Annotated in this window: 27 protein-coding genes; 22 read left to right on the plus strand and 5 right to left on the minus strand. The window is 41.4% G+C overall.

Translation table 11 applies throughout. The annotated features are described in order from the left end of the window. Window positions 1–183 precede the first annotated feature (183 nt). From ABOA58_RS05195 to ABOA58_RS05205, 3 genes are all read left to right on the plus strand, one after another. A complete protein-coding gene (locus ABOA58_RS05195) occupies window positions 184–888 on the plus strand; it encodes a hypothetical protein (RefSeq protein ID WP_350301496.1) in 705 nt (234 codons plus the stop codon). Window positions 889–1,147: 259 nt separating this feature from the next. Further along, the gene (locus ABOA58_RS05200) at window positions 1,148–2,017 is read left to right on the plus strand and encodes an RNA polymerase sigma-70 factor (protein ID WP_350301497.1); all 870 of its coding nucleotides are present in this window, start codon (window positions 1,148–1,150) and stop codon (window positions 2,015–2,017) included. Between the two features lie 83 nt (window positions 2,018–2,100). Next, complete coding sequence (locus ABOA58_RS05205; protein ID WP_350301498.1) at window positions 2,101–2,562, plus strand: carboxymuconolactone decarboxylase family protein; 462 nt, start codon at window positions 2,101–2,103, stop codon at window positions 2,560–2,562. A gap of 64 nt (window positions 2,563–2,626) precedes the next feature. Here ABOA58_RS05205 and ABOA58_RS05210 read toward each other — a convergent pair whose 3' ends face one another. Continuing rightward, window positions 2,627–3,316: a response regulator transcription factor gene (locus ABOA58_RS05210; RefSeq protein ID WP_350301499.1), complete on the minus strand. Its 690-nt coding sequence runs from the start codon at window positions 3,314–3,316 to the stop codon at window positions 2,627–2,629. Window positions 3,317–3,595: 279 nt separating this feature from the next. On the opposite strand from ABOA58_RS05210, the gene ABOA58_RS05215 reads away from it, so the two are divergent. The 4 genes from ABOA58_RS05215 to ABOA58_RS05230 all read left to right on the plus strand — a co-directional run bounded on the left by ABOA58_RS05215 (window position 3,596) and on the right by ABOA58_RS05230 (window position 8,341). Further along, complete coding sequence (locus ABOA58_RS05215; RefSeq protein WP_434547785.1) at window positions 3,596–5,389, plus strand: LytS/YhcK type 5TM receptor domain-containing protein; 1,794 nt, start codon at window positions 3,596–3,598, stop codon at window positions 5,387–5,389. After that, a complete protein-coding gene (locus tag ABOA58_RS05220) occupies window positions 5,361–6,107 on the plus strand; it encodes a LytR/AlgR family response regulator transcription factor (protein WP_350301501.1) in 747 nt (248 codons plus the stop codon). Before ABOA58_RS05215 ends, ABOA58_RS05220 begins: the two co-directional genes overlap by 29 nt. A 141-nt stretch (window positions 6,108–6,248) precedes the next feature. Next, the gene (cstA, locus tag ABOA58_RS05225; RefSeq protein WP_063575196.1) at window positions 6,249–8,042 is read left to right on the plus strand and encodes a carbon starvation protein CstA; all 1,794 of its coding nucleotides are present in this window, start codon (window positions 6,249–6,251) and stop codon (window positions 8,040–8,042) included. Window positions 8,043–8,185: 143 nt separating this feature from the next. After that, window positions 8,186–8,341, plus strand: coding sequence for a DUF1540 domain-containing protein (locus ABOA58_RS05230; protein ID WP_065310844.1), 156 nt, complete (start codon window positions 8,186–8,188; stop codon window positions 8,339–8,341). 432 nt (window positions 8,342–8,773) lie between these two features. Here ABOA58_RS05230 and ABOA58_RS05235 read toward each other — a convergent pair whose 3' ends face one another. Both ABOA58_RS05235 and ABOA58_RS05240 read right to left on the minus strand, forming a co-directional pair. Beyond that, entirely contained in the window at window positions 8,774–9,424 is a 651-nt protein-coding gene (locus tag ABOA58_RS05235) for an O-methyltransferase (RefSeq protein ID WP_350301502.1), read from the minus strand. Beyond that, window positions 9,411–9,746, minus strand: coding sequence for a hypothetical protein (locus ABOA58_RS05240; RefSeq protein WP_350301503.1), 336 nt, complete (start codon window positions 9,744–9,746; stop codon window positions 9,411–9,413). The genes ABOA58_RS05235 and ABOA58_RS05240 overlap by 14 nt, the downstream gene beginning before the upstream one ends. Before the next feature lie 210 nt (window positions 9,747–9,956). Between ABOA58_RS05240 and ABOA58_RS05245 the strand changes: the two genes are divergently transcribed. Continuing rightward, on the plus strand, window positions 9,957–10,118 hold the full coding sequence (locus tag ABOA58_RS05245) for a hypothetical protein (RefSeq protein WP_350301504.1): 162 nt from the start codon (window positions 9,957–9,959) through the stop codon (window positions 10,116–10,118). A gap of 47 nt (window positions 10,119–10,165) precedes the next feature. Here ABOA58_RS05245 and ABOA58_RS05250 read toward each other — a convergent pair whose 3' ends face one another. Continuing rightward, window positions 10,166–10,594 (minus strand): MarR family winged helix-turn-helix transcriptional regulator, encoded by a 429-nt coding sequence (locus ABOA58_RS05250; RefSeq protein WP_350301505.1) that lies wholly within the window; start codon window positions 10,592–10,594, stop codon window positions 10,166–10,168. 133 nt (window positions 10,595–10,727) lie between these two features. Further along, on the minus strand, window positions 10,728–11,819 hold the full coding sequence (locus ABOA58_RS05255; RefSeq protein ID WP_350301506.1) for a low temperature requirement protein A: 1,092 nt from the start codon (window positions 11,817–11,819) through the stop codon (window positions 10,728–10,730). Window positions 11,820–12,038: 219 nt separating this feature from the next. Here ABOA58_RS05255 and ABOA58_RS05260 point away from each other — a divergent pair, with 219 nt between their 5' ends. The 14 genes from ABOA58_RS05260 to ABOA58_RS05325 all read left to right on the plus strand — a co-directional run bounded on the left by ABOA58_RS05260 (window position 12,039) and on the right by ABOA58_RS05325 (window position 26,631). Beyond that, window positions 12,039–12,599, plus strand: coding sequence for an NADPH-dependent FMN reductase (locus ABOA58_RS05260; RefSeq protein ID WP_350301507.1), 561 nt, complete (start codon window positions 12,039–12,041; stop codon window positions 12,597–12,599). A gap of 169 nt (window positions 12,600–12,768) precedes the next feature. Beyond that, the gene (ycaC, locus tag ABOA58_RS05265; RefSeq protein WP_048681500.1) at window positions 12,769–13,410 is read left to right on the plus strand and encodes an isochorismate family cysteine hydrolase YcaC; all 642 of its coding nucleotides are present in this window, start codon (window positions 12,769–12,771) and stop codon (window positions 13,408–13,410) included. A 196-nt stretch (window positions 13,411–13,606) separates the two neighbouring features. Then, entirely contained in the window at window positions 13,607–13,789 is a 183-nt protein-coding gene (locus ABOA58_RS05270) for a hypothetical protein (RefSeq protein WP_251542330.1), read from the plus strand. Between the two features lie 317 nt (window positions 13,790–14,106). Further along, a complete protein-coding gene (locus ABOA58_RS05275) occupies window positions 14,107–16,173 on the plus strand; it encodes a BglG family transcription antiterminator (RefSeq protein ID WP_350301508.1) in 2,067 nt (688 codons plus the stop codon). After that, entirely contained in the window at window positions 16,170–16,436 is a 267-nt protein-coding gene (locus tag ABOA58_RS05280; protein WP_241591474.1) for a PTS sugar transporter subunit IIB, read from the plus strand. The genes ABOA58_RS05275 and ABOA58_RS05280 overlap by 4 nt, the downstream gene beginning before the upstream one ends. Before the next feature lie 17 nt (window positions 16,437–16,453). Then, window positions 16,454–16,720 (plus strand): PTS sugar transporter subunit IIB, encoded by a 267-nt coding sequence (locus ABOA58_RS05285; protein WP_048883161.1) that lies wholly within the window; start codon window positions 16,454–16,456, stop codon window positions 16,718–16,720. Between the two features lie 31 nt (window positions 16,721–16,751). Beyond that, entirely contained in the window at window positions 16,752–18,020 is a 1,269-nt protein-coding gene (locus tag ABOA58_RS05290; RefSeq protein ID WP_350301509.1) for a PTS ascorbate transporter subunit IIC, read from the plus strand. A gap of 118 nt (window positions 18,021–18,138) precedes the next feature. Further along, window positions 18,139–18,984, plus strand: coding sequence for an HAD family hydrolase (locus ABOA58_RS05295; protein ID WP_350301510.1), 846 nt, complete (start codon window positions 18,139–18,141; stop codon window positions 18,982–18,984). A 1,093-nt stretch (window positions 18,985–20,077) separates the two neighbouring features. Further along, window positions 20,078–21,046, plus strand: a complete 969-nt coding sequence (locus ABOA58_RS05300) for an ABC transporter substrate-binding protein (RefSeq protein WP_350301511.1) — start codon at window positions 20,078–20,080, stop codon at window positions 21,044–21,046. Window positions 21,047–21,131: 85 nt separating this feature from the next. Beyond that, window positions 21,132–22,136, plus strand: coding sequence for a FecCD family ABC transporter permease (locus ABOA58_RS05305; RefSeq protein ID WP_350301512.1), 1,005 nt, complete (start codon window positions 21,132–21,134; stop codon window positions 22,134–22,136). After that, window positions 22,133–23,146, plus strand: a complete 1,014-nt coding sequence (locus tag ABOA58_RS05310; protein WP_350301513.1) for a FecCD family ABC transporter permease — start codon at window positions 22,133–22,135, stop codon at window positions 23,144–23,146. Before ABOA58_RS05305 ends, ABOA58_RS05310 begins: the two co-directional genes overlap by 4 nt. Before the next feature lie 15 nt (window positions 23,147–23,161). Next, window positions 23,162–23,953: an ABC transporter ATP-binding protein gene (locus ABOA58_RS05315; RefSeq protein WP_350301514.1), complete on the plus strand. Its 792-nt coding sequence runs from the start codon at window positions 23,162–23,164 to the stop codon at window positions 23,951–23,953. 205 nt (window positions 23,954–24,158) lie between these two features. Beyond that, on the plus strand, window positions 24,159–25,349 hold the full coding sequence (locus ABOA58_RS05320; protein ID WP_350301515.1) for an oxalate decarboxylase family bicupin: 1,191 nt from the start codon (window positions 24,159–24,161) through the stop codon (window positions 25,347–25,349). 304 nt (window positions 25,350–25,653) lie between these two features. Continuing rightward, on the plus strand, window positions 25,654–26,631 hold the full coding sequence (locus tag ABOA58_RS05325) for a zinc-dependent alcohol dehydrogenase family protein (protein WP_350301516.1): 978 nt from the start codon (window positions 25,654–25,656) through the stop codon (window positions 26,629–26,631). The last annotated feature ends 52 nt before the right edge of the window (window positions 26,632–26,683 follow it).

The following is a 26,683-nucleotide window of genomic DNA, read 5'->3' on the forward strand; positions in this document are numbered from 1 at the left end:
TTTACTTAAATAAAGATATAGACGCATCAAAGTGAATCAATTTCATATTTTCCTTTTCGGAAAGAGTGGAGTATCAATCGTTTTTAAGACGATAAAGTCTGATACTTCAATGAAGCACAGTGTAACTTTTTTACATATGGGACCGTATAATAATTTGTTAAAACACATGAAAAGAGGGTTCCAATGAAAAAGATATTGTTGATTTTGGCAGCCGTTTTTTTGGTAACAGGACTTAGTGCTTGTAAAGAAGTCCAGGAGGGAAATGAGGAATCTCCGCCAATTTCAGAAAAGCCAAATGATAATCCTAAGCAAACCGACGGGCAAGATGAAGATACTCCAGGTGAATCGGTCGATGATCCGGCAAAAGATCGGCCAAATACGAAAACAGATATGATCATATTAGAAGGTATGGAAGAATCATTCCAATTCACGCTTCATCATAGTCAGGCATTGGGATTCTCAACCTACATCGTGGATGACATGGTCGTTGAAGAGGCTAGTTCTGGTGAAGGAGATGCAATGATTGTTTTTGCAAATTTTGCAGGCAAGAGAAATGAGGACGCCAAAGTTCAGATATTTTCCAAAAGTGAGGGTACGAATGCGACAATAGAAGAACAGGCGGAGTTTGCGAGGGAAGTTGTGATAAGCAACGACTTTGAGATAAAACAGCGATCTGATAATTCGCCTAACCGATTTGATTGGTCTGAGGTGGAATTTGACATTAGTCAGAAGGGCAGTAATTATTCCATATTGGGTACAGTGTCGGTTTTTCAACATGGCGACCGCGTTTACTATGCGATCGTTCAATACCCGGAAGAATATGAAGAAGGCTTCATACCGCGAGTTGTAAAAATGTTTGATGATATCGTATGGTATGAAGCACCTTGATAAATGAGTATCCGAAATTGGGTACACCATTTTAACAGAGAATGGTAATATATTTGTCCAAAAAGCGGGGCATAAGAAGGAATCCTGTTGAACGGTAGGAAGCTAGTTTGTCTACAGTCTGAGAGCAGCTCTTTTGCTGCTCTTTTTTCTATGATAGGATTGTCTGCTTTATTCAGATTAAGAAGGATAAATGATTGGGTTAGAGAATAATTAGTGATAGGATTTCGAAAACGAATTTGATAGAAAATAGGTGAAGCAAGTGGAGTTGGATACATTATATAAGACATATCGACCTTTTCTTTTTTCCATCGCATACAGGATGCTCGGATCGGTTACCGACGCAGAAGATATCGTTCATGATTTATTCCTGCAGCTTAAGCTTGATACCGACGAAATTAAGGACATGAAAGCATATCTTGCGAAAATCACGACAAATCGCTGTTTGAATTTTTTAAAGTCAGCCCGTAAGAGAAGAGAGGTTTACACAGGTCCTTGGTTGCCAGAACCTCGGGTAAACGAAAAAGATCAGCCTCTAGATAAGGTCGTAACGGATGAAACGGTTGCATATGCCTTCCTCGTTTTGCTGGAACAGCTTTCACCTGTTGAAAGAGCGGTTTTCGTGCTTAGGGAAGCATTCACTTACAGCTATGAAGATATCGCCGAGATGCTGGAAAAGAATGAAGTGAACTGCAGAAAGATCTACAGCCGTGCTAAGCGGAAATTACAGAATGATAGGCCCGTCCATCCTGAGGATACGAAACATGTTGATCTTTTGGCAAAAAAATTCATAAAAGCATCTGCGACAGGAAACTTTGAGGAGTTTTTGGATCTCCTTACAGAAGATGTCGTGCTTGTTACTGACGGCGGAGGAAAAGTGCTTTCTGCATTAAATCCAATTGTAAACAAACAGCGCGTATCCTCCTTTCTTAAAGGAGTTTCTGCTAAAGGAGGCTTCATAGGAGAGCTCCTTCCGGTGATGGTCAATGGTCAGGAAGGAATTTTGCAAATGAAAGAAGGAAAGCCTATCAAAGTCATCTGCTTTGAATTAGATCCAAAACAAAAAAATATCCGCAAAATCTTTATTGTCACCAATCCCGATAAATTAAATCATATTCCTGTAATAGATTGAGGGCCCTCTTTTTTGGATGTCACAAATCAAACCGCTATATTGTCTTATAAGTGGAAACTAAAAAGATTATGGAGGAGATAGACATGGAACAACGGATTAACTACATGAAGACAAATCGTGAAGTGGTCAAATTAATGATGGGTTTGGAGGAGTACAAGAAAACAACGGAAATCGATAGCACATTAATCGAATTGATTAAAATTCGCGCGTCTCAAATCAATGGCTGTGCGTACTGCTTGGATATGCATACAAAGGATGCCCGGGCAATGGGTGAAACGGAACAAAGAATTTACTGTTTGAGTGCTTGGCGTGAAACACCATTTTATTCTGATTCGGAAAGGGCAGCGCTGGAATTGACGGAAGCGGTCACGGCCATTTCTGCAAACGGTGTACCGGATGAACTGTATGAGAGGGTCCGCCTTCATTTTGATGAGAAACAATATATCGATCTCGTTACCATAATCATCACGATCAATGGCTGGAACCGATTGGCCATTTCAGCCCAAAACATACCAGGGGACTATAAGCCTGTAATGGAAAAATGATTTTGTTATTAAAACCCCTTGTATGGCTACGAGGGGTTTTGCTTTTTATTCAGACCTAAAGTTACTATAATAAGCGGTTTTCAATCTTTATTTCATTAAGAATTTCATACAATTTATTTTCATAGTACAAGCTGATTAATTGTGATCTGGAGGTAACATCTAGTTCTTCAAACATTTTATTTACATAGTTACGAACTGTAGAAACACTTATATTCAGATTATCAGCTATTTCTTTATCTTTGAGACCTTGTGTTATATTTTTTATTATTCGCAATTCAACTTCATGTTGTTGTTCCCTGGTGATTATAGATGATGTATTTGTTTTTATTATCTCTTCTATTGATAATTTCTCACGATACACATGTAACTCGTAGGAGATTTGATTAGCGAGCATTTCAGAAATCATTTCGAAATTCCCATTATCATCCTTTGTGATTATACCTATATACCCTTGCAATTCCTTACTTTTAATTTCAAGAATCGGGGAAGATATAACACTAAAATCTTCACCGGAGATTAGGTTTTTGGTTTTTACGGTAGTATTTTGCAATGAACTTAAAACAAATGCATTATTTTCAACAGATTCTTTTATAACCAAATTACATATATCTTTATGTTCAAAATTACTCTTAGAGTATAAAACATTTAGCTCTTTATCAAAGATAAATATAGTAGTTTCAAAATTAAACTTGAAATTCTTAATACTATTCAATACTTTTTTACTGATATAAATGATTTGATTTTTCAATTCCATATTCATACCTCATACTTGTCCCTAAAATGATATACCCTGTTTACTCTCCTCTTTTCACAATAAACTATTTTACCTTATGATTGGTTCCAAAAATGACGATTGCTATTTCAGATATGATACGGCACGTCGGGTTTGGATTTTATTCAATTGCTAACTTATTTACACAGAGTATTGATGAAATTCTAAAAATAATGCTTATACACCCATCTCCTAACCTAAAACAAAATTCGACAAGGATTTCATGGCTGGTGTAAGATGAATGAAAAAGCCAGAAAAGGGGTGAATGCTTTGGTTGATTTATTACCGTCGCTGTTTGAAAAAGTGGGGATCATCGTTATTGCTGCATTCCTGCTTTCTTATATGAAACCCTTTCGGCAAATGATAGGCCATGAACATGAAATGTCGAAGAAAATCATGTTTATCGCGCTTTTTGGAACATTCGGCATCATAAGTAACTATACAGGAATTGAAATCGGAAACCATGCCATGCCAGAGGGTGATTGGCATGCTGAGATTGCTCCCGATAACGCGATTGCCAATACAAGGATCATGGGCGTGGCAATCGGCGGTTTGCTGGGGGGACCATTTGTTGGGTTGGGAGTAGGTTTGATTGCAGGGCTTCACCGTTATTTTCTTGGGGGTTTTACGGCGGGGGCTTGTGCGGTCGCCGCGATTTTGGCTGGAGTCTTATCGGGTTTTTTGGGAAAAAGGCGCCGAAAGCATGGGACGATCACCCCTTGGTTTGCGCTGCCCATTTGCATGGCATTGGAAGCGATCCAAATGGGCATCATCCTGGTGACTACGAAACCATTTGAAAGGGCGTGGGAGCTCGTACAAGTAATCGGCCTTCCCATGATCATCATCAACGGGTTCGGGACTTTATTATTCATGCTCATCATTCAGTCGATCACAAGGGAAGAAGCACGGACGCGGGCCGTACAAACGAATCTTGCGTTTTTGATTGCAGATCAAACATTGCCCTTTTTCAGGCAAGGTCTTAATCAAACTTCTTGCAAGAGAATAGCCGAAATCATCTTGGGGCTGACTGAAGCCGATGCCGTGGCCATTACCAATGAACATAGCGTGCTTGCCCATGTTGGCGCTGCGTCAGATCACCATGTCCCTAAGGTGGGAATAGCGACAGGTTTAACGAAAAAAGCCCTTGAACAAGGGAAAATAATCGTGGCCAAAACAAAAAGGGACATTTATTGTTTTCATGATCAATGCCCATTGCAAGCGGCCGTAGTCCTGCCGTTGCAGGTCCGACAGAAAACGGTCGGGACTTTGAAGATGTATTTCAAGCATCCGGATAAATTAAGCCAAGTGGAACAAGAGTTAGCTGAAGGCTTGGCAAAACTATTTTCCACTCAATTGGAACTCGCTAAAGCAGAAATGCAAACGAAATTATTAAAAGATGCTGAAATTAAAGCATTGCAGGCACAGGTCCATCCTCATTTTTTATTCAATGCAATCAATACGATATCCGTTCTATGCCGGACGGATGTCGAGAAGGCAAGAAGTTTATTGCAGGAGCTCAGTGCCTTCTTTCGCTCTAATTTACAAGGAGCCCGACAAATACTGGTGCCGCTAGAAAAGGAATTAGAGCATGTTAACGCATATTTATCGCTGGAGCAGGCGCGTTTTCCAGATAAATATCATATCGACTATCGCATTGAGCCAAGGCTTAAGGAAGTTCTCATCCCTCCATTCACATTGCAGCCACTTGTTGAGAATGCGGTACACCATGCATTTCCACATGTGAAAAACAAAGGTCAAATCATCATCCACGCATACTTTAAAGACGATGCGATGCGCATTGTTGTGGAGGATAACGGAAAAGGGATTCCGAGCGGGAGAATAGATGAATTGGGCATGCATGCTGTAGAATCGGCTAAGGGTACCGGAACGGCCCTTCATAATATCAGTGAACGGCTGGAAGGGATTTATAAAGGTCAGGCCAGCCTTTCGATCGAAAGTGAAGCGGGACACGGAACAAAAGTGAAAATATCAATACCACTCAACGAAAAAGGAGCATATGGCAACGATGATGAAAGCATTTATCGTAGAGGATGAACCACTGGCAAGAGATGAATTGAAATATCTATTGAAGAGAAGCAGGCAAGTTGAAGTCGTGGGAGAGGCCGAGGGGATAGAAGATGCCATGAGGGATATCTCCCGACTTAAACCTGAACTTGTCTTTTTGGACATTGAGCTTGCAGATGGCAATGGCTTGCATTTGGCTAAGCAATTAGCGGAACTTGACCCCGCACCATCGCTCATTTTTGCGACCGCTTATGATGAGTTTGCCCTCCAAGCCTTTGAGTTATATGCATTTGATTATCTATTAAAGCCATTTAATGAAAAAAGGATACGGCAAACATTGGATAAGCTCATGAAGCAGCATCAAATCGGGAAAGACGAATCCGGGACAGCAGCTCCCGCCAGCCGAACCGCGGTGGAACAGACAGGTAAATTGGCTGTAGTGATAGATGATCGGATCGTTTTGATCGACCGGGATCATATTTTGTTCATAGGACTCATGGAAGGAAAGACGATAATTAAAACCAGGGAAAATGAATATAAAATCGGCGACCCTCTCATCGTGCTTGAAAGGAAGCTCGATAAGCGCTCATTTTTACGGGTGCATCGCAGTTTTATCGTGAATGTCATCCATATATCCGAAATACAGCCTTGGTTCAACTCGACTTATAATCTCATTATGAGTGACGGATCAAACATCCCGGTAAGCCGGACGTATGTGAAGGAGCTAAAGCAGCTTATCGGTTTTTAAAAATTTTCATAATTCTGCATTTTAGCTTCTTCATAATGCAATCTATCCCTCGATATCTGCATTATAACTTGAAAACCCATTGAATTCGCTTTCATTGTGATATCATTTTTTTACGATGTAAGTAATAGAGGGGGTTCAAATATGAATGCGGTTACAATTGTCATAGGCTCCATTTGTATATTAATGATTGCCTACCGTTTATACGGGACATTCATAGCACTAAAAGTATTAAAACTCGATGATTCCAAGCCGACTCCGGCCCATAAATTAGAAGATGGAAAAGATTATGTTCCAACAAATAAATGGGTGGCATTCGGTCACCATTTTGCAGCCATTGCAGCGGCTGGTCCTTTGGTGGGGCCGATCCTTGCTGCACAATTCGGGTATTTGCCAAGTTTATTATGGCTTTTGATCGGGGCTGTAATCGGGGGGGCTGTTCATGATGCCGTCGTGCTTTTCGCGTCGATGCGTAAAGACGGCAAATCCCTTTCGGAAGTTGCGAAAGAAGAACTTGGACCTGTTGCAGGCTTCTGTACAGGACTCGCTATGCTTTTTATCATCACGATCACGATGGCAGGGCTTTCAATGGTCGTTCTGCATGCTTTGGAAAACAATCCATGGGGGACGTTCGCTGTCGGTATCACCATTCCGATCGCCATGGGTGTAGGGCTTTATCATAAAAAAACCGGCAACCTGAAAGGGGCGACAATCGTCGGGTTCGGGCTCATCATGGCCGCAATTTTACTTGGGCCGAACATTCAAGGTACGGCACTTGGCGACTTATTGACACTTGAGGCGAGCACCCTTGCCATCATTTTGCCGATTTATGCTTTCTTCGCTGCCGCATTGCCTGTTTGGCTGCTGCTGGCACCTCGTGATTACTTGAGTACTTTTATGAAAATCGGTGTATTTGCCGCATTGATTATCGGTGTTTTCGTAGTGAATCCAGAAATCCAGTTTCCTGCGTTTACCGAATTCATTAATGGCGGGGGCCCGATTGTAGCCGGTCCTGTTTGGCCATTCATTTCAATAACCATCGCCTGTGGGGCGATTTCAGGATTCCATGCATTTGTCGGATCAGGAACAACTCCAAAAATGTTAAACCGTTGGAGTGATATCAAATCCGTTGGTTTCGGAGCGATGCTTGTGGAATGTGTCGTTGCCATCATGGCATTGATTGCTGCGGTTTCGCTGCAGCCAGGAGATTATTTTGCGATTAACTCCACACCTGAAGTATTTCAAACATTAGGCATGGAAACCGTACACCTTGACGAACTCAGTGAAGAAATCGGCATTAATCTGGAGGGACGGACAGGCGGGGCAGTTACACTTGCTGTCGGCATGACCTATATTTTTACCGAAATACCCTTCTTTGACAAACTGGCTTCGTTTTTCTTCCAATTCGTCATCATGTTCGAGGCAGTGTTCATATTAACCGCAATCGATTCAGGGACACGTGTTGCCCGTTACTTAATCCAGGACTTCTTCGGAGAGTTCTATAAACCATTAAAACGAGTCGACTGGTTGCCGGGGAACATCTTCGCCAGTGCGTTAGCCTGCTTTATCTGGGGATATCTGCTCTACTCTGGGGACATCGGTTCGATCTGGGCACTCTTTGGCGTATCCAACCAGCTCATGGCTTCGATTGGACTCATCATCGGTGCGACCGTCGTACTGAAAATCGCAGACAAACGCTGGTATATATGGACATGCCTCGTACCCCTTGCCTACTTATATGTAACGGTTAATGTAGCAGGGTACTGGATGGTGAAAAACGTATACCTGAACCCGGACTCTGCAGGATTCAGCATCTTGAACGGAATATTATCGATCACCATGTTAATCCTAGGCTTGATCATTCTGGTTGCCGCCTTGAAAAAATGGCGGGAGCTTTGGAAAATCCCTCAAGCAGAACTATTGAAAAGATCAGCATGAGCATATAAAAAATCCGGGCGGAAACTGCCCGGATTTTTGTTCGTTGCAATGCCCTCAATTAAATTAAGACACCAAAACCTGAAAAAGGAAAGTATCAATAACCCCAACTTTGTTAATGATAGCAAATGAGGAGGTGTGATAAGATGGCAAAAGATGTACTATGTGAAGTGAATAATTGTAAATACTGGGATTCTGGAAACAAATGCAGTGCAGATGCTATTTATGTTGTCAGCCATAAAGGGAACCAAGCATCAAATAGCAAAGAAACGGATTGCAAAACATTTGATCCAGAAATTTAAATCATCCGGGGTAACCATCAACTGGTTACCCTTCTTTCATATTTATTATTGATAATAAAAATCATTTTCATTCAAGATTATAGAAATTCATATTATTTTTTCTTCATGAAAAGGATATTTGGGCGATATATACGTGAGTTTGATGGATATAAACGTGAGATTGAGCGATAAAATCGAAAGTTTGGTCGATATATACTTGAGATTGAACGATAAATCGAGAATTTGATCGATATATACGAGAATTTGAACGATATTCTCAAGAATTCGGACTATACTCGTGAGTTTGGCTGTTTTACTCGTGAATTTGCTCGATTTACTCGTGAATTTGAGCAGTTTACTCGTGAATTAAGCAGTTTTACTCGTGAATTCACACATTACTCGAGAATCGCACTTTACACGAGAGTTTGCAGATTACTCGTGGGTTTGGCTGTTTTACTCGTGAGTTTGCGCGATTACTTTTGAAATGGTCAGCCCATCACCGATTGGAATTAGCATTGATTCCAATTGAGGGTGATTGGCCACCTTTTCATTGAATGCCTTCATAAATGCAGTGTAATGTTTAGGTTCAGCATCCGGATCTGCGACACTGCCCCTCGCAAGTACGTTATCCATGACGATTAAAGCACCCGGTTCTGCCAGTTTAATGCAATATTGCAGGTAATTTTCATAATTGTCCTTGTCAGCATCTATAAAGAAAAAATCAAATTTCCTGCTATCATGAGCGAGTTTTTCAAGGCTTTGCAATGCTGCTCCGGTCATATATGATACTTGATTGCCAAATCCAGCTTTGGATAGATTGCGATAAGCTAACTTTGCGTATTCCTCCTTTAATTCAAGGGAAGTTAATTTTCCTTCGCTGCCGAATCCCCTGGCAAGGCAGATCCCGCTATAGCCCCCAAGAGCGCCTATTTCCAAAACATTTTTAGCTCCTGAAATGGATATAAGCATGGTAAGAAGTTTTCCGGATGAGGGGGATACCGATATGGACGGCATTCCGTTTTCTTGTATGGACGAAATGACTTCTTCCAAAAGGGCATCTCCGGTATAAAACACTGAGTCGATATAACTGTTAATTTGCTTCATTCGTTTCCATTCCTTTCTCATTGGAAGTTTCCTTTTCTTCACTTTTCTTATCGGCTGCTTCATTTTCTTGTATTTCAAATAATTGTATGAACTCGTTGATTAATATATCAATTGCTTTCAATTCACCGACTAAGATTTGATTGATGGATTGAAACTCTGGTTTATCTAACTGTTCCATAATGGTTGAACGTTTAAGATTCATCATCTCTAAAAAAGCAATTGCCCTTCCGCGGCGAAAAGTTTTGGGGCCACGATGGTGTGAACCATGGTCTTTATGCCTACCACCGTGATGTCCATCTTTTTTGAATTTTTCATCTCTCATTTTATGACCTCTTTCTGTGTATACGTTTGTATACATTTTTTATCTTGTGTTAAATGTATACATATGTATACTCAATGTCAACTGATAATCGAATAGAAAAATTAAAATAAAAGTTTGTCTAAGTTGTGAAATCGTTATTTAGAGAGGCAAAAAAAACTCACATTTGCAAATAGACCGGTTTGTATAATCAGGGGCATCGGGATAGCGGTCATGGTTTCGCTATTCTCTGCGAAGCAAAATGGCTACTTGACTGATATGGCAAATGATTTACCGGCAGCTGCTGCCTCTGGTTCATCACTTGTATTTAAAATTAGTTTGATTTTCGCCATCGTGAATGTGGTGCTTTCATTGTTCATGAAAAAACCGAAGTAACTAAAATAAAAAAACAGATCACCTTTCAAACGGGTGATCTGTTTTTATTATGTTTGAACTTTACTAAGTAAATCTAAAAGCTGCTGTTTTTCCGTCGCATTCAAGTTGGCAAACTGTGATGCCTGAAAATGCTCTTGTTTTGGAACGACTTCATGAAAAAACTCTTTTCCTTCCTCAGTCAATGAAAGGTATTTTGTCTTCCATTCCTGTTCCCGTTTAATCAATCCCAACTCTTCCATTTTCCTTAGTAGTTGAGTGATATTGCCTTTCGTCACAAAAAGCTTGTTTGCCAGTTCTTGCTGAGACAATCGTTCATTGGAACCCACTTGAACCAAGATATCGAATTGGGCTGCCGATAGATTCCATTTCTTTAAATGTTGATTGGATTCCCGGATACTCTGGTTATATATCCGTGTGATCCGGAACCATAACATTAAACCTAGTCTTTCCTCATTATTAGATGTGGAGGGATGCATGAATGTCACCTCATACTTTCTTTGTTCCAATCAGTTTATGAATAAACCAATTGTGTGTCAAATGCAAAAATTTCCAGCTTTCAAATGAAGAAACCAGTATTATCGTTTGATACTGGTTTCTTTGATCCCTTTATTATGTAGTCGTTAGTTTAGCGTAGATGATAAAGAACAATGTTAATTCGGCTATTATCACAATATTCGGTACCCCGACAAACAAATTAAAAATAAAAAAGACGGCTAAAATCCCTAAAAATAACCCTAAATGATATATTTGCAACCGCTGATGCTTATGTCTATATTGGTGGAAAACAAATGTGGCTGACATGAAATAAAGCAATACGGAACCGAAAACAAAATAGAGGATAAATGAATAATGGACTTCATGTAAAAACAATAATCTGATGGCTGCTGCAATCATGCTTATAGACATTAAAATAAACAGGTGACCGTAAATGATGATTTGGCCGGAAGATTGTACAGACTTGTCGACTTTTTTATCCATGTTATCGAAATATTGCCACCACATAGCTATTATCAGGGCAAATGAAATGATGGAAAAGGCTATCGAATCCCAATTTCCTTGTTTAGGTTGAATTACCGCAAGCGTGCTGACAAGAGCTTCCCCAAAGAGAATGATGGTAAATAGACCAAAGCGCTCCAACAAGTGGGCCGTATTTGTAGGAACCTTTTCTAAGCACTTTCTCCCAAGGATCGGGACAATGATATCGATGAGGATGCCCAAATACAACACAGCATACCGAAGCCAAGAATCAAAAAGGACGGAGAATAATGAAATGACGATTCCAATCCAAAAATACTTTCCCAAAAAGAGTGCTGCCTTTTTTCGAAATCCCTCTTCTATCCGCTGTACAACAAGATATTGGATGGCAGTCACGGCTCTCAATCCAATATAACCAATTAAAAAAGAAAGATAATAAGGATCAAAATCAGCAGATAAGCTTGATGTCATGATTAGGACAAAAAACATTTGCAATATCAAAAATAGCCGTTGATGAAATACATCCTTTCCAAACCGGTTAATAAATATGGTTTGCCCTACCCAAGCCCACCAGATAGGAATAAAAATCAACACGAACTTTAATAAATACTCTGGATGGATATATCCATCTTCAACATGCAGTAAAACATGAGTTGCGCCCGCAACGGCCGCCACAAATAACAAATCATAAAAGAGCTCTAACCATGTAACTTTCTTTTCATCCATTTCCGCACTCCTCCCAACGCCTTATAGGTTATAGTATGTTTGAAATATTCAGAAAATGGAAGGGGTCCAATATAACTTTGAGGTAAGATATGAATTTCTTTTAACCCAATATTAAGTTAAGCCAAATTTAGTAAATACAAGCGTGTAATTAGGAATAACGTCACTATTTTAGTTTTGGTATATTATGGTACTATAGGAGACAAACAGGGAGGGAAGTAGATGACCAGAACCATCGGCCTTATTTGCGGCAGTTTACGGGAAAATTCTTATAATCGAATCATTGCTCAATCATTGACAGATATGGTTGATTCGTATCAATTTCGCTGGATCGAAATTAATGATCTTCCGTTGTTTAACGAAGACTTAGAAATAAGTGGGCTTCCTGAAACAGTGACATCATTTAAATCAGCGATCCAGGAAGTCGACGGTATCATTATCGTAAGTCCAGAGTACAATTCTGGAATGCCAGGCGTATTAAAAAATGCATTGGACTGGGCATCAAGACCTCGGGAGTCCGCTGTTCTTACCAAAAAGCCAGTTGGCCTGATTGGAGCTACTCCTGGAGGAATGGGTACTGCATTTGCTCAAATGCAAATCAGGCAAGTACTAGAAGCCATGCAAGTTCATGTTCTTCCATTTCAAAAAATGCTGATTTCGCAAGTACATAAAAAGATTGATTCAGATCGGAAAGTGCTTACTGACGATCAAACAAAACGTTATCTTGAGCGTTATTTACAACAATTCATTCATTGGATCGATCACACTCCAATTATAGATTAATCAATAAAACTTATTATATATATGATTGACAGGTTATAAGTTTTATAGATAAACTTATAGCAACAGTCAGTTAAGTTATAAACTGACTGGAACCAATGAAGGAGTTGGGGGGATTTTCCCTACATATGAACTTTCTTCGATAGCTTTTAATAAAAGGAGGACTTTAAAAATGTCTGATCTCTATTCCCGTCTTTCCAAAGATGATGCTGCCGTTCTTCTGGTGGATCATCAAACCGGTCTTATTTCCGGGCTAGTGCGTGATTATGGTGTTGATGAATTCAAGAACAATGTTATGGCCCTTGCCAACACCGCTAAGTTTTTTGATTTGCCAGTCATTTTAACGACGAGCTTTGAAAACGGACCAAACGGACCGCTCATGCAAGAATTGGAAGAACTTTTTCCTCATGCACCAAAAATAGCTCGGCCTGGACAAATTAACGCATGGGATAATGAAGATTTTGTTAAAGCAATCGAAGAAACTGGAAAAAAACAACTCATCATCGCGGGCGTGGTTACAGATGTCTGTGTTGCTTTCCCGGCACTTTCCGCTCTGAACGCTGGTTATGAAGTATTTGCCGTAACTGATGCTTCTGGAACAGTCAGCAAACAGGTAGCTGATGCGGCTCTAGCGCGTATGGCCCATGGCGGTGTGCAGCTTATGAACTGGTTTAGCGTAGCGTGCGAATTACAACGTGATTGGCGCAACGATGTCGAAGGTTTTGGTGCTTTACTTTCCAGCCAGCTTCCTGGTTATCAAAATATCATCGGAAGCTATAGGGGAGCTCAGCGCGACTTTAGCAAGCAGATTTAGAGATGACGCACCGATTGAATAAAGAGGGGATATTTGTTCCCTCTCGGACTGTAGGCAAGCTCGATGAAAATCGGGTTTGCCTACAGTTTTTAGTATGAGCACAATTTGTCCGTCCAGGCACTCGCTTTCCGCGGGCGGGGTCTCCCCTAAATACACTCCTGTTCCAATCTTTTAAAACAAAATTTGGTTATCCTTCATGATTTTTTTATTGTTTTATATGGGACGAAACCATATTGGATTGAAGAAATTTGCGACACTCCTGCCGAATAACTGGCTAGCCGAGACCCCACAGACGCTTGCGTCGAGGAGGCTTGGCAGACAGTCGGCGGAAAGGGAGCGGATTTCTGAAATCAAGCTACTTCTTCTTGAGGTTTTGTAAAAATATGAACGTTGATTTCCCTTTCATTTTGATTAGATGAAAGCTAGGTTTAGCCCTTTAAAACGGCTCATTTCAATCCCTCAGCTTCATCTCCGATTCCCTTTTATACCTCGGCCTCATGACCTCACTCGCCTCCAAACTGTATAAGTACACATCTTCCAAATATATCCTGTACTGAAAACTGATTACCTGCCGTATTGTGCACAAATGTTTAAAGAGTATATTATTGTGCAGTATATATGACAACATTCGGACTGAGAAACGCTACATTTTTAATAAGAAGTGAGATATCGTAGAAGCAGGGAGAGGGATTGAGAATGTTTTTAGATGAAAGAAGCGCCAATTTACTAAAACTATTACAGCATTCGCCCATTTCAAAAATGAAAGAACTTGAAGCCCAAACAGGTCTGACGAGAAGGCAAATTCAATATGGATTGAGCAAAGCGAATGACTGGCTCCAATTTCATGGATATCAACCGATTCAATATAATCGTGAAATGGGCTACTCCTTTTCTGAAACAATCAGGGATGAAGAATTGAATGTAAAACTGACAAAACGCAATTATATATTTTCAGAGACAGATAGGGAAAAGGTTTTTTACCTCATGATCCTGTTAAGCCAAGAAGAATTGTCCGTCTATCATTTCCAGACGATCACCGGGGTTTCGCGAAATACGGTGCTGAAGGATTTAAAAAGACTTAAAGAGAAAAACAGGGACATATCGCTCAAGATCCAGTATTCCAAACAAGATGGCTACGTGTTGATTGGGGAAAGCCGAACAAAGAGATATATCATTGAACATCTCGTGCATGATGTACTGAACAGTCCCAATAGTGATTGGATCATGGAGTGCATATGGAGAAATCATGAAAAGCAAATCAGTTCGATCCGGTTACAGCTTGAAAGGGTCGAAAGTAAATTGGGCATCACCTTTACGGATGAACGGCTTCATGAACTGAGCTATTTATTTCTATGTACAGATCAGCTCATAGGAAAAGGGGAAGAGTTACAGGCCGACGAGAGCTGGGCGCCGTTTGTTGCGACGGAGGAATACAAACTGGTTGAGGAAATGACCAGAACGAATGCGTTTCAATCAGTATGGAGCGAAACGGAAAACTTATACGCAACCCTACATTTACTGAGCATGAATCGAACGAAGGATATTTCCCCTCTTAAGGATGATGAAGTCATTCAACACCTTTTGCAGGAAATCGTGGAAGAGTTCGAGAGGCTGGCATTTGTTCACCTGAAAGACAAAGAGCAGCTATGCCAACAATTATATGTTCATTTTAAACCGGCATATCATCGCCTGCGGTATGGTCTCCCGCAAATGAATCCGATGACGGGACGGGTGCAGAAGGTCTATCCCGAACTGCATCATTTGACAAAAAAATCCCTGTGGGTGTTGGAGAAAGAGATTGGCTGTCCAGTATCAGAAGAAGAAGTGGCCTATTTCACGATCTATTTTGGAGGATGGCTGCGCAGGCAAGGGACCACATTGGATGATCGAAAACGGGCGATTGTCGTATGCCCGAATGGTATTGGCATCAGCAATATCCTCATTTATACATTGAGGGAATTATTTCCTGATATTTTGTTCCTGGATGTTTTGTCCGTTAGAAATGCGGCTGAATACCCATTGTCGTACGATCTTGTTTTCTCGACAGTGCATATGAGAACAAAAGCGGCATTATTCGTTGTACCGCCCATTTTGGAAATGCAGGACAAACATACATTGCGCCAGCAGGTCATGCAGGAATTGTATGGCTATACGACGGAAAGTGTGGATGTTGCAGCTTTATTAAAGATCATTTCCAAGTATGCAACCATCCATGAACAGGATCAGCTTGAAAAGGCTTTGAAGTCGAATGTGTATACCCATACACCAAAAATAACCCAATTTTCTTTAAAGGAGGCAGAGAAGCCTGTGTTAGAAGAACTGCTCAATATGCAAACCATTCAATTACAGCAGCAAGTTTCCGATTGGAAAGAAGCCATTCAAGTCGCGGCCAAGCCACTCGTTGACTTAGGTACCGTTGAAGAACGATATGTGGATGCCATGATCGAGGCCATAGAAACGAATGGACCATATGTAGTGATAACGCCTGGAGTGGCAATTCCCCATGCACGTCCGGAGCAGGGGGTCAGGTCTTTATCCATGAGTTTGCTGAAATTGGATGAAGCCGTGGACTTTGCGCCGGATAAACCGGTTCGCCTGATTATCATTTTGGCGGCCGTAGATAACGATTCGCATCTGCGGGCATTGATCCAGCTCACTCAATTATTGAATGAACCAGCCAATATAGAAGAAATCTTAAGCACTTCAGATAAATCGGTCCTTATGAAGTACGTTCATAAATATTCGAAGGAGGAAGCGGAATGAAAATCATGGTTGTATGCGGGAACGGATTGGGAAGCAGCTTCATCATGGAGATGAATGTGAAGAAAGCATTGACGGAAATGGGGAAGACGGCCGAGGTGGATCATACGGATCTGGCATCCGCAAAGACGGTTCAGGCTGATATTTTCCTGGGAGCGGCGGATATTGTCGGTCAGCTGGATGATGGAACCCGGACGATCGTCACACTGGAGAACATGATGAGCATCCCTGAAATCAAATCTAAATTGGAAATTCATGTAGGATAAAAAAAGGAGAGATTGATATGAAGAAAATCATGGTAGTATGCGGAAACGGATTGGGAAGCAGCTTCATCATGGAGATGAATGTGAAGAAAGCGTTGACGGAAATGGGTAAGACAGCCGAGGTGGATCATACGGATCTGGCATCCGCAAAAACGGTTCAGGCTGATATTTTCCTGGGAGCGGCGGATATTGTCGGTCAGCTGGATGATGGAACCCGGACGATCGTCACACTGGAAAACATGATGAGCATTCCTGAAATCACATCGAAATTGGCTTCACATCTATAAGAAGAAAACATAAAGAAGAGGGGGAGAGGCAATGCTGGAACTTATCATGAATGACATCTTGGGTACACCTTCCATACTTGTGGGGCTGTTTGCCCTCATTGGACTGCTGTTACAGCGGAAATCCAGTGCTGATGTCGTATCTGGAACACTAAAAACCGTCATGGGCTTCATTATCATTGGAGCGGGAGCGGCAGTGCTCATTGGCGCCCTTGATATATTCAGTAAAATGTTCGATCATGCATTCAATGTACAAGGCGTCATACCGAATAACGAAGCCATTGTCGCAGCCGCCCAAAGTGATTTTGGGACTTCGACTGCACTAATCATGGTTTTTGGTATGGTTGTCAATGTTTTGCTAGCTCGTTTCACGCCATTTAAATATATATTTTTAACGGGACACCATACCTTATTCATGGCTTGTTTACTTGCAGTCACCCTATCGGTCGGCGGGCTCAGCGGATTTCCGCTTATCTTGGTCGGTTCCATTCTATTGGGAGTATGCATGGTGATGTTCCCAGCCCTCCTTCAGCCATACGTACGGAAGATTACCGGAAGCGATGATTTTGCCATTGGCCATTTCGGGACAATCGGATATTTTGTATCCGCGACTGTTGGAAAATGGTTTGGAAATAAGGAAAAAACGACAGAGCAAATCAAGGTTCCTAAATCTTTAGGATTCCTGAGGGACACATCAGTCGCTGTATCGCTTACGATGACGATATTCTTCGTGATCGTCGCATTGTTTGCCGGACAGAACTATATTGAAACGGAATTATCCGGCGGTTCGAACTTCATCGTATTTTCTTTCATCCAGGCGATAACATTTGCTGCAGGAGTCTACATCATCCTTGCGGGGGTACGGATGTTAATTGCTGAAATCGTCCCTGCATTCAAAGGGATTGCCGATAAAGTGGCGCCGAATACAAAGCCTGCATTGGACTGTCCGACCATCTTTCCATTCGCTCCAAATGCAGTGATCATCGGGTTCCTATTCAGTTTCCTGGCGGGATTATTATCCATGTTCCTCCTTCCGGTACTAGGACTGAAAGTAATCGTTCCGGGGCTCGTACCGCATTTCTTCACCGGAGCTGCAGCAGGTGTATTTGGAAATGCCACAGGAGGCAGACGCGGAGCGATGCTCGGTTCCTTTGCAAACGGACTCATCATCAGTTTCCTGCCGGCGATACTCCTGGTCTTCTTGGGGGATGTAGGGTTTGAAGGCACCACATTTGGTGATTCGGACTTCGGTGTGGTCGGTCTCTTGATATTAAGCGTCATGAAACTTTTAGGATTATCCTAAACTGTTATACTAATAAGGTACAGAAACAAAATAAATGAATGATACCAGCAGCCTAAGATCTTCTAGATAATAGGCTGTTGGCATTTTCATCATCATTCGGATTTTTGAGGTGATTGGCATGGCCAACAAGGCAATTGTGCTCGATTTGGATGGCACGACATTGAACGAAAGAAACACTGTGAATGAGACGCTGGAACAATACATAGGCGAACTTAGGAAAAGCGGAAAGCTGATTTTCATTGCAACAGGAAGAACGCTGGAAGAGGTAAGGGACGTTTTGCCGTCCGGCATGGAGGCCGATGGAATGGTGACCGCCAATGGAATGTCCGTATTCATCGGAAAGAAACAGATTGTCGAACACGCCCTGTCGACGGAACTTGTCGAAGAATTGGTCGCCAAAGCAGGAGCGGAAGAGATTTTTTACGAAGTTCATCCGAACGAAGGAACACGGATGGCATTACTTAAAGATAAAGACTATATGGTTAAACAAGGTTTGATACCAAAACCTGAGACTGTCGATGAAAATGAATGGCTATCAAGACAGGATGCAGTCGAAGACAAAATAAGATGGTCAGAACAACTGGATATAAGCAGCGTCGCCAAGATCTACTTTTTCAGCAATGAAATGAATACGATTCGAAAATGGAAAGCGGAGTTGGGGAAAATCAAGCAGTACAATGCCTTTACCACAGCTTCCTCCACCCATCATAATGTAGAAGTGACCGTGGAAGGCATCACAAAAGCAACAGGCGTTCAACTGCTGCTGAAACATTTCCAGCTAGCACCCGAAAATATCCTGGCAGTAGGCGATGGCGAAAATGACCTCCCGCTATTTAAACTCGCCGGACATTGCGTTGCCATGAAAAACGCCACTGACCTGGTCAAAGAACAAGCCGATGAAGTGACGGAGTATTCATATAGAGAAGATGGACTGTATCGTTTTTTGAAGGGTAAGTTTCACTAAAATAACCTGGAAGGGCAAAGAACTAGTCTTGGAAATTTGAACGGTGATTGGAAAGCGAGTGCCCTACGTTCCCAACAACATTCAAGTTTTGACAACTAAACAAGATTCCTTAATGGTTTTTGACTGTTTTATGAAACCCTCAATGGATTTCTGAATTCAACTCCGAACGTTTTTTTTGAGGGGTGTAGAGTTTGACCAGAGATTAAACAATCTACGAATGGGCTTATTCCAAAGTTTATATTTTAGGACCCGTCCTAATTGGCATCTTGATTGAAGTGTTTTCAAGATCCACAGGTTACCTGATCATGGGGGCATTATCAATTGCGTCTACCATTGTTATTAAAACCTCCATAAAACGCTCAAAACAAGAAGCTTCACCTAATGAAGGATATCCTCTTGAAGAGATGCTGATTAATAGAAAATGATTCTTTGAAACAGGCAAGAGCAGACCTTAACGGGTTTGCTCTTGTTTATTTTGAGCTGGTGTCTATTATTATTGATACGTTCATTATTGTTAATCATTACTTTTTGATTTGGAGTATGTAGGAATTAAAAGAAAACCTATTCCAAATAAAGCATATGAAATCCATCGGACTATATCATACCATTCCATTTGTTTGAAAAAAGAAAGATTAATAATCATTGCAAGAGCACCTAAAATTACAAGTGTTTTTCCTAATACCTGTCTAGACAAAGGGGATTCCACTCCTTTTTGAATTGGTTTTACAAGATATTAACATTTTTTCTCAAAAATTACTTGTTTTGGACGATTATTTTAAAACTGAGTTTACCGATAATGATGACCTTATGGTGGGGTCTTTCTACCTCGATTTTTGGCAAGCTGAAATACGCATTTGCTTAAACTGTCTTTACTTTGCTTAATTCACGAATCAGATCGTAGCTGAAAACAATAAAATCCATGCAGGTCGTCTTAATGGCCATAATGATTTTTATTAACAAAATTTTATTAATATTGACGGTATCAATCTATGACTTTATCATAACAGCAGGATAATGATAATCATTTTCAATTATGAATGTATTAGTCAGATAAGAAGTTAAGTAGGTATAGATGACGGAAAGGGTGCAAAAAATGAAAGAATCTAGAAAAGTAAGAACATTTGGGGGAGGAGCATTCATCCTGTTATTTACGATTATGATGGTGTTATCAGGATGTAATAATTCTCAAAAAACAACGGAAGCAGAGAATACATCTGCCGAAACAAGTAATCAAGAAACAAGGACGATTAAGCATGAAATGGGAGTAACGGAAATTAAAAACACTCCTAAAAAAATAGTTACGCTTGAGTTATCTTTCGTTGATTCTTTAAATGCCCTAGGGATAAAACCTATCGGGATTTCAGATGACAACAAAAAAGATATGATTACAAAACTTGTTGGTCAAGAAATGGATTATACTTCTGTAGGAACACGTGAGCAGCCTAATTTAGAGGTTATCAGTTCTTTACAGCCGGATTTAATCATTGCAGATGCTGAGCGGCATAAAGGGATTTATAAAGATTTACAGCAGATTGCTCCTACCGTTGTCTTAAAAAGTCGGGAATCTACATATCAAGAAAATCTGGATTCTTTTAAAACGATTGCAAAGGCAGTCAATCAGGAAGATGCTGCAGAAAAAAGATTGAGCGAGCATGAAAAAACGATTAAGGAACTTAAATCGAAACTTACTGTTGATTCAAATATGACGGTTTTACCTGCAGTTGTACGTGATACTTCATTCCAAGCCCATACTTCTTCTTCCTATGATGGAGAATTGCTTGAGCGCATGGGATTGAAAAATGCGATTCAGCAGGAACAGCCACATGCCGAGATGAATCTGGAGCAGCTTGTCGAAATTAATCCGGATGTGCTGCTTTTGGCGAACAATGAGGGTAAGTTACTTACTGATGAGTGGAAAGACAATCCTCTTTGGAAAGACTTGAAGGCTGTAAAAAACGGACAGGTGTATAGTGTTGATCGAGATTTATGGACGAGATACCGTGGTGTTGTATCCGCAGAGGCCATTGCTAAAGACACTTTAAAAATGCTTGGTGAAGAATAGAGGAACAAAAGCGAAGTAAGAGATCCCATTCTTACTTCGCTTTCCATTAGGTTTAAATTTTGTTAGGAAGTGTGTTGTATAGTCAATGGAAACTGTAGTTAGAAGTAAACTGAAAGTGTTATGTACAGCTATCGCTGGAATCGTTTTGTTAATTTTAGGCGTCCTGACGAGTATTTCTGTGGGAGCGGCAGATATTGATGCATCAATGGTTTTGAAGTCCTTTTTTGATGTCGACTCGTCCAAGGAACAGACTATTATAAGGACTCTTCGTTTGCCCCGAGCTATAGTTGGAGCTTTGGTCGGTGCTAATTTAGCGGTAGCGGGTGCTCTCATGCAGGCTATTACCCGGAATTCATTAGCTTCACCACAAGTGTTTGGTGTTAATGCAGGTGCCTCATTTTTTATTGTGTCAGCTTTTGCTTTCTTTCCTAACCTTTCTTCAGTCTCTTTAGTTTGCGTTGCATTCATTGGTGCAGCAGTGGGAGGGATGGCAGTCTATTCTTTTGCTTCGGGAGGAGGAATGACCCAAGTGAAGCTGGCATTGGCTGGAATGGCTGTTCACTTTTTTTTATCTTCCTTAACGCAAGGCATGATCATCTTTAATGAACAAGCGAAAGATGTGCTCTATTGGTTGGTCGGGTCTATTAATGGAAAGACATGGGCGCACGTAAACATGATCCTTCCCTGGTCTCTTATCGGGCTATTGGTTGCTGCCTTGTTCTCTCGATCTGTTTCCATCCTTGTCTTAGGAGAAAATATGGCGCAGGGTCTTGGGCAGCGGGTGTACCGAATCCGTATTTTAGCAGGAATATTGGTGATCATTTTGGCAGGATCTTCGGTTGCCGTCGCAGGTCCAGTGGGATTTGTGGGATTGATTATTCCTCATATCGTCAGAAGACTGGTGGGTGGGGACTATCGAAGAATCATCCCTTTCTCTGCATTATTCGGCGCTTTACTCTTAGTTTACGCAGATATTCTCGCACGGTTCATCGCTTATCCTTTTGAGTCGCCGGTAGGCATCGTAACAGCTATAATCGGTGCGCCATTCTTCCTTTATTTAGCGAAGAGAGGGAGGAATATTAAGCAATGAAACTAAAACGGACATTTGGGTTGAAATCAAATTTGCAGCCTTATTCTATTCTCCTGTTGCTGACGGTTACCATGCTGATTTTATCAATGGTGAGCCTGGGCTTAGGGGCCATATATATATCACCTTTAGAAATTCTCCAAAATTTCCTTGGAAATGGTATGCAAAGTCAGACATTCATTTTGCATAACTATCGCATACCACGCATTCTAATTGCCGTGATAGTGGGGGCCGGTTTGGCAACGGCTGGAGCCATTCTGCAAGGAGTCCTTCGAAATCCGTTGGCCTCTCCGGATGTGATTGGGGTAACAAAAGGGGCCGGTTTGGCAGCTGTTATCGTCATTGTCTTATTTCCGCAATCGCCCATTATCATACTGCCTCTTTCAGCTTTTATCGGAGCGGCGGTCATGGCGGCAATTTTGATGATATTTGTTTATAAAAAAGGAGCTCAGCCAAATACAATAGCTTTGGTCGGAATAGCTTTAGGGGCCATATGTCAAGCTGGCATAGAGTATTTCATGGTCAAGTTCCCGGATGATGTAAACACGACATTGCTGTGGTTGACCGGCAGCCTATGGGGAAGAGGATGGGATCAAGTATTCATTTTGCTTCCATGTCTTGTTCTTGTCCCGGTATTGATTGCATTGACGTCTAAAATGGATGTACTGAGTCTTGGAGACGATATAGCTACAGGTCTCGGTGAAAGATCAAAATTACTGCGTTATATATTGTTAAGCGTATCTGTCATATTAATCGGAGTCTGTGTAGCAGCGGTTGGTTCCATCGGGTTCATTGGTTTAATTGCCCCCCATATTGCCCGGAGAGTGGTAGGGTCAAAATTCAAGGTATTACTTCCTGCTTCAGCTCTTTTCGGTTCTATCTTTCTCCTCGTTGCCGATAGCCTTGGAAGAGGATTATTCCCTCCAATAGAAATACCCGCCGGAATCATCACTGCGGTGATTGGCGTGCCATATTTTTTATATCTATTACGCCGTGAACGAAAAATAACATAAGGAAGGCTGGCGACCATGACAACATTATCAGCAGAGCATCTTTCTCTCTCTTATGGATCAACTCAAATCATTGATAATATCGATTTGGAAATTCCTGAAGGTAAGATCAGTATAATCATTGGTTCCAATGGTTGTGGCAAATCCACCATTCTAAAGTCTCTAGCTAGATTACTAATGCCACAGCAAGGCACGATCCATTTAGATGGAAAGGCCATTCATCAGCAATCTTCCAAGGAAGTCGCAAAGAAATTGGCTATATTGCCCCAAGCTCCGGAAGCTCCTGAAGATATAACCGTTAAAGAACTATGCTATTATGGCAGGCATCCGCACAAAGGCTTATTTTCCAGACAAACCCCGGAAGATCATAGGATTGTCGACCGTGCATTATCAGCAACAAAAATGACGGAGTTTGCTGATCGGACATTGGATGCATTATCTGGAGGACAAAGGCAAAGAGCATGGATTTCGATGGCTTTAGTACAAGAAACCGACCTTTTACTGTTAGATGAACCGACAACCTATCTCGACTTAGCACACCAAATTGAAATATTGGAATTACTGCGCGATTTAAACGTAACATATGGACGCACGATCGTCATGGTTCTGCATGATTTGAATCAAGCGGCACAGTATGCCGATCATCTAATTAGCATCAAGAAGGGAAAAATCTATAAGGAGGGACCGCCTGAAACGGTATTCACAAAAGAGATGATCAAGGACGTCTTCAGACTGGAATGCTGTATTATTGAAAATCCAGTAGATCAAACGCCCCTATGCATTCCAATTGGTTTATCTCAAGATCATTAGAAGCAGTTTCTTCCCTATTAATATAGATCAAGACGTTAGCGGTAGATTTTTATATTAATCCAACCAACATTAAATGGGGCATTCCTTCAAAAGGGGATGCCTTTTGTTTTTTCTCAATAGGCACAGTGACATACATTCGAAGCCTAAATCATAAGACTACAATAAAGGCTTATCCCTTTATAATGCCAAAAAGAGGTGCTTTTTGATGGAAAAACGAACTATTAATCAAGTGGACGGGTATGTGCCACAGCCTATCCGAAGTGATGGAGCCGGAGCGATTGACTCTGGGCCGCGAAATATTATGCGGGATCTTCAAAACCCAAATATTCTCGTCCCGCCTATCACAGATGCAGGCTTGCTTCCTAACTTGAAATTCTCGTTCTCGGACACTTCAATGACATTAAATCACGGGGGATGGTCAAGGGAGATCACCGCAAGGGAACTTCCGATTGCGACCACACTTGCGGGTGTAAATATGAGCTTAACGGCAGGAGGAGTACGTGAACTCCATTGGCATCAAGAAGCAGAGTGGTCTTATATGCTGTTAGGACGGGCACGCATAACCTCGGTTGACCAAGAAGGACGAAATTTCATTGCCGACGTCGGCCCGGGCGATCTTTGGTACTTTCCCCCAGGAATCCCACATTCGATTCAAGGGTTGGAACATTGCGAATTTTTGCTCGTCTTCGATGACGGAAACTTTTCCGATCTTAACACCTTATCCATCTCAGATTGGTTTGCACACACTCCAAAAGATGTTCTGTCGGCCAATTTCGGCGTTCCAGAGAGTGCCTTTAACTCCATTCCTTCAGATCAGGTCTATATCTATCAGGGAAAGGTACCCGGTTCACTGGAAAGTCAGGTAGTCCAGTCACCTTACGGAGAAGTTCCTTTAACCTTTAAGCACGAGCTGTTGAAACAAACACCAATCAAGACCCCTGGTGGAAGCGTGCGAATTGTGGACTCTTCTAACTTCCCTATTTCAAAAACAATCGCAGCAGCACTCGTTGAGATTGAGCCGGGTGGAATGAGAGAACTTCATTGGCACCCTAATAACGACGAGTGGCAGTATTACCTTACTGGACAAGGGCGCATGACAGTATTTACTGGAAACGGTACAGCTCGTACACTTGATTATAGAGCAGGTGATGTCGGATATGTACCCTTTGCTACTGGGCACTATATTCAGAACACCGGTACCGAAACGTTATGGTTTTTAGAAATGTTCAAAAGCAATCGCTTTGTAGATGTATCTCTAAACCAGTGGATGGCACTGACTCCTAAAGAACTAGTTCAAAGCAACTTGAATGTTGGGTCAGAATTGCTCGATTCACTACGCAAGGAGAAATGGCCTGTTGTGAAATATCCCGGGTTTCCTACTAAAATGCCGGATTAAACTGATAGGGGTATTTATATTAGAAAAGTTATGATTAGGTTCTTATTTAACAAAAGAATTTTTTACTTCAAAACCTGGGTTGCTGCGGCAACCTTTTTTTTGTGGAACGAAGGGGCAGGTCAATTGAAGGTGAAAAGGGATTATAATAATAAAACGGAATGCTTAATTAGAAGTGATTAAAACGTGGAAAACAATAATACATTAAATCCAGAGTTAACAGCTCTTTAAGTTTTTTAGAATACTCGCCAGGTTCAGTTTAAATGATAAAATGGAAAGACTTATATATTAAAGGAGACTTATTATCTTGGAAGCCAAATGTATTAAATTCTATGAATTTGGGAATCCGCAAAACGTTTTAAAAGTTGAAAATAAATGTATTCAAAGACCTTTCGAGGGGGAAGTCCTCGTTCGGATGACCACACGTCCCATTAACCCGTCTGACTTGCTGCCCATTCGCGGTGCCTATTCACACCGAATTCCCTTGCCTTCCATACCTGGTTATGAAGGGGTCGGCATTGTCGAAGAGGTGGGTCCATCGGTTTCGAAAGAGCTGATAGGCAAGCGTGTTTTGCCTTTGCGCGGTGAAGGGACCTGGCAGGATTATGTTAAAACATCTGCGGAGCTGGCCATCGTCATTCCGGATTCGATTGAGGACCATATAGCAGCGCAATTATATATAAACCCGATAACCGCATGGCTAATAATCACAGAAGTATTAACTTTGAAACCTGATGATGTTTTACTCGTAAATGCTTGCGGATCTTCGATTGGCCGCATCTTTGCCCAGTTATCCAGGATTCTTGGATTTAAGCTGATTGCTGTAACGAGAAACAATAAGTATACGGAAGAACTGCTTAAACTTGGTGCTTCATATGTGATCGATACGTCCCGATCATCATTGCATGATACAGTAATGGAAATGACGAAGGGGCGCGGAGCGAAAGCGGCCATAGATTCAGTAGGCGGCATCGATGGCTCAGAACTCGCTTTTTGTGTTCGGCCTAATGGCATCTTATTAACGATTGGTCTTTTATCAGGGCAGTCTGTAAATTGGGCGAAAATTTCCGAAAGGACAAAAGTGAATGTTAAAATGTTTCATCTTCGGCATTGGAATCAGCAGGCTTCCGTTCAAACCTGGCATGAAACGTTTAACCTTTTGATGGGGTTCATTGCTGATAAAAGGTTGACATTCATGATGCCGGATTCCTGCTACAGCCTTCAAGATGTGCAAGAAGCCATGATTGTCACGGGCGTTAGAGGGAAGATTTTTTTAAGCAATTGATTTTGCAATAGACATCCACTATGTGGTAATTGAAGGACGCATTCATCTTGGA

Origin of the sequence: Peribacillus frigoritolerans (genome assembly GCF_040250305.1) — a bacterium.
GTDB lineage: Bacteria > Bacillota > Bacilli > Bacillales > DSM-1321 > Peribacillus.

Bases quoted from the DNA above. Each gene is read 5' to 3' on its own strand.
- ABOA58_RS05195 (WP_350301496.1), top strand. From the start codon at position 184: ATGAAAAAGATATTGTTGATTTTGGCAGCCGTTTTTTTGGTAACAGGA.
- ABOA58_RS05205 (WP_350301498.1), top strand. From the start codon at position 2,101: ATGGAACAACGGATTAACTACATGAAGACAAATCGTGAAGTGGTCAAA.
- ABOA58_RS05210 (WP_350301499.1), bottom strand. From the start codon at position 3,316: ATGGAATTGAAAAATCAAATCATTTATATCAGTAAAAAAGTATTGAAT.
- ABOA58_RS05220 (WP_350301501.1), top strand. From the start codon at position 5,361: ATGATGAAAGCATTTATCGTAGAGGATGAACCACTGGCAAGAGATGAA.
- cstA (WP_063575196.1), top strand. From the start codon at position 6,249: ATGAATGCGGTTACAATTGTCATAGGCTCCATTTGTATATTAATGATT.
- ABOA58_RS05230 (WP_065310844.1), top strand. From the start codon at position 8,186: ATGGCAAAAGATGTACTATGTGAAGTGAATAATTGTAAATACTGGGAT.
- ABOA58_RS05235 (WP_350301502.1), bottom strand. From the start codon at position 9,424: ATGAAGCAAATTAACAGTTATATCGACTCAGTGTTTTATACCGGAGAT.
- ABOA58_RS05240 (WP_350301503.1), bottom strand. From the start codon at position 9,746: ATGAGAGATGAAAAATTCAAAAAAGATGGACATCACGGTGGTAGGCAT.
- ABOA58_RS05245 (WP_350301504.1), top strand. From the start codon at position 9,957: ATGGTTTCGCTATTCTCTGCGAAGCAAAATGGCTACTTGACTGATATG.
- ABOA58_RS05250 (WP_350301505.1), bottom strand. From the start codon at position 10,594: ATGCATCCCTCCACATCTAATAATGAGGAAAGACTAGGTTTAATGTTA.
- ABOA58_RS05255 (WP_350301506.1), bottom strand. From the start codon at position 11,819: ATGGATGAAAAGAAAGTTACATGGTTAGAGCTCTTTTATGATTTGTTA.
- ABOA58_RS05260 (WP_350301507.1), top strand. From the start codon at position 12,039: ATGACCAGAACCATCGGCCTTATTTGCGGCAGTTTACGGGAAAATTCT.
- ycaC (WP_048681500.1), top strand. From the start codon at position 12,769: ATGTCTGATCTCTATTCCCGTCTTTCCAAAGATGATGCTGCCGTTCTT.
- ABOA58_RS05270 (WP_251542330.1), top strand. From the start codon at position 13,607: ATGATTTTTTTATTGTTTTATATGGGACGAAACCATATTGGATTGAAG.
- ABOA58_RS05275 (WP_350301508.1), top strand. From the start codon at position 14,107: ATGTTTTTAGATGAAAGAAGCGCCAATTTACTAAAACTATTACAGCAT.
- ABOA58_RS05280 (WP_241591474.1), top strand. From the start codon at position 16,170: ATGAAAATCATGGTTGTATGCGGGAACGGATTGGGAAGCAGCTTCATC.
- ABOA58_RS05285 (WP_048883161.1), top strand. From the start codon at position 16,454: ATGAAGAAAATCATGGTAGTATGCGGAAACGGATTGGGAAGCAGCTTC.
- ABOA58_RS05290 (WP_350301509.1), top strand. From the start codon at position 16,752: ATGCTGGAACTTATCATGAATGACATCTTGGGTACACCTTCCATACTT.
- ABOA58_RS05295 (WP_350301510.1), top strand. From the start codon at position 18,139: ATGGCCAACAAGGCAATTGTGCTCGATTTGGATGGCACGACATTGAAC.
- ABOA58_RS05300 (WP_350301511.1), top strand. From the start codon at position 20,078: ATGAAAGAATCTAGAAAAGTAAGAACATTTGGGGGAGGAGCATTCATC.
- ABOA58_RS05305 (WP_350301512.1), top strand. From the start codon at position 21,132: ATGGAAACTGTAGTTAGAAGTAAACTGAAAGTGTTATGTACAGCTATC.
- ABOA58_RS05310 (WP_350301513.1), top strand. From the start codon at position 22,133: ATGAAACTAAAACGGACATTTGGGTTGAAATCAAATTTGCAGCCTTAT.
- ABOA58_RS05315 (WP_350301514.1), top strand. From the start codon at position 23,162: ATGACAACATTATCAGCAGAGCATCTTTCTCTCTCTTATGGATCAACT.
- ABOA58_RS05320 (WP_350301515.1), top strand. From the start codon at position 24,159: ATGGAAAAACGAACTATTAATCAAGTGGACGGGTATGTGCCACAGCCT.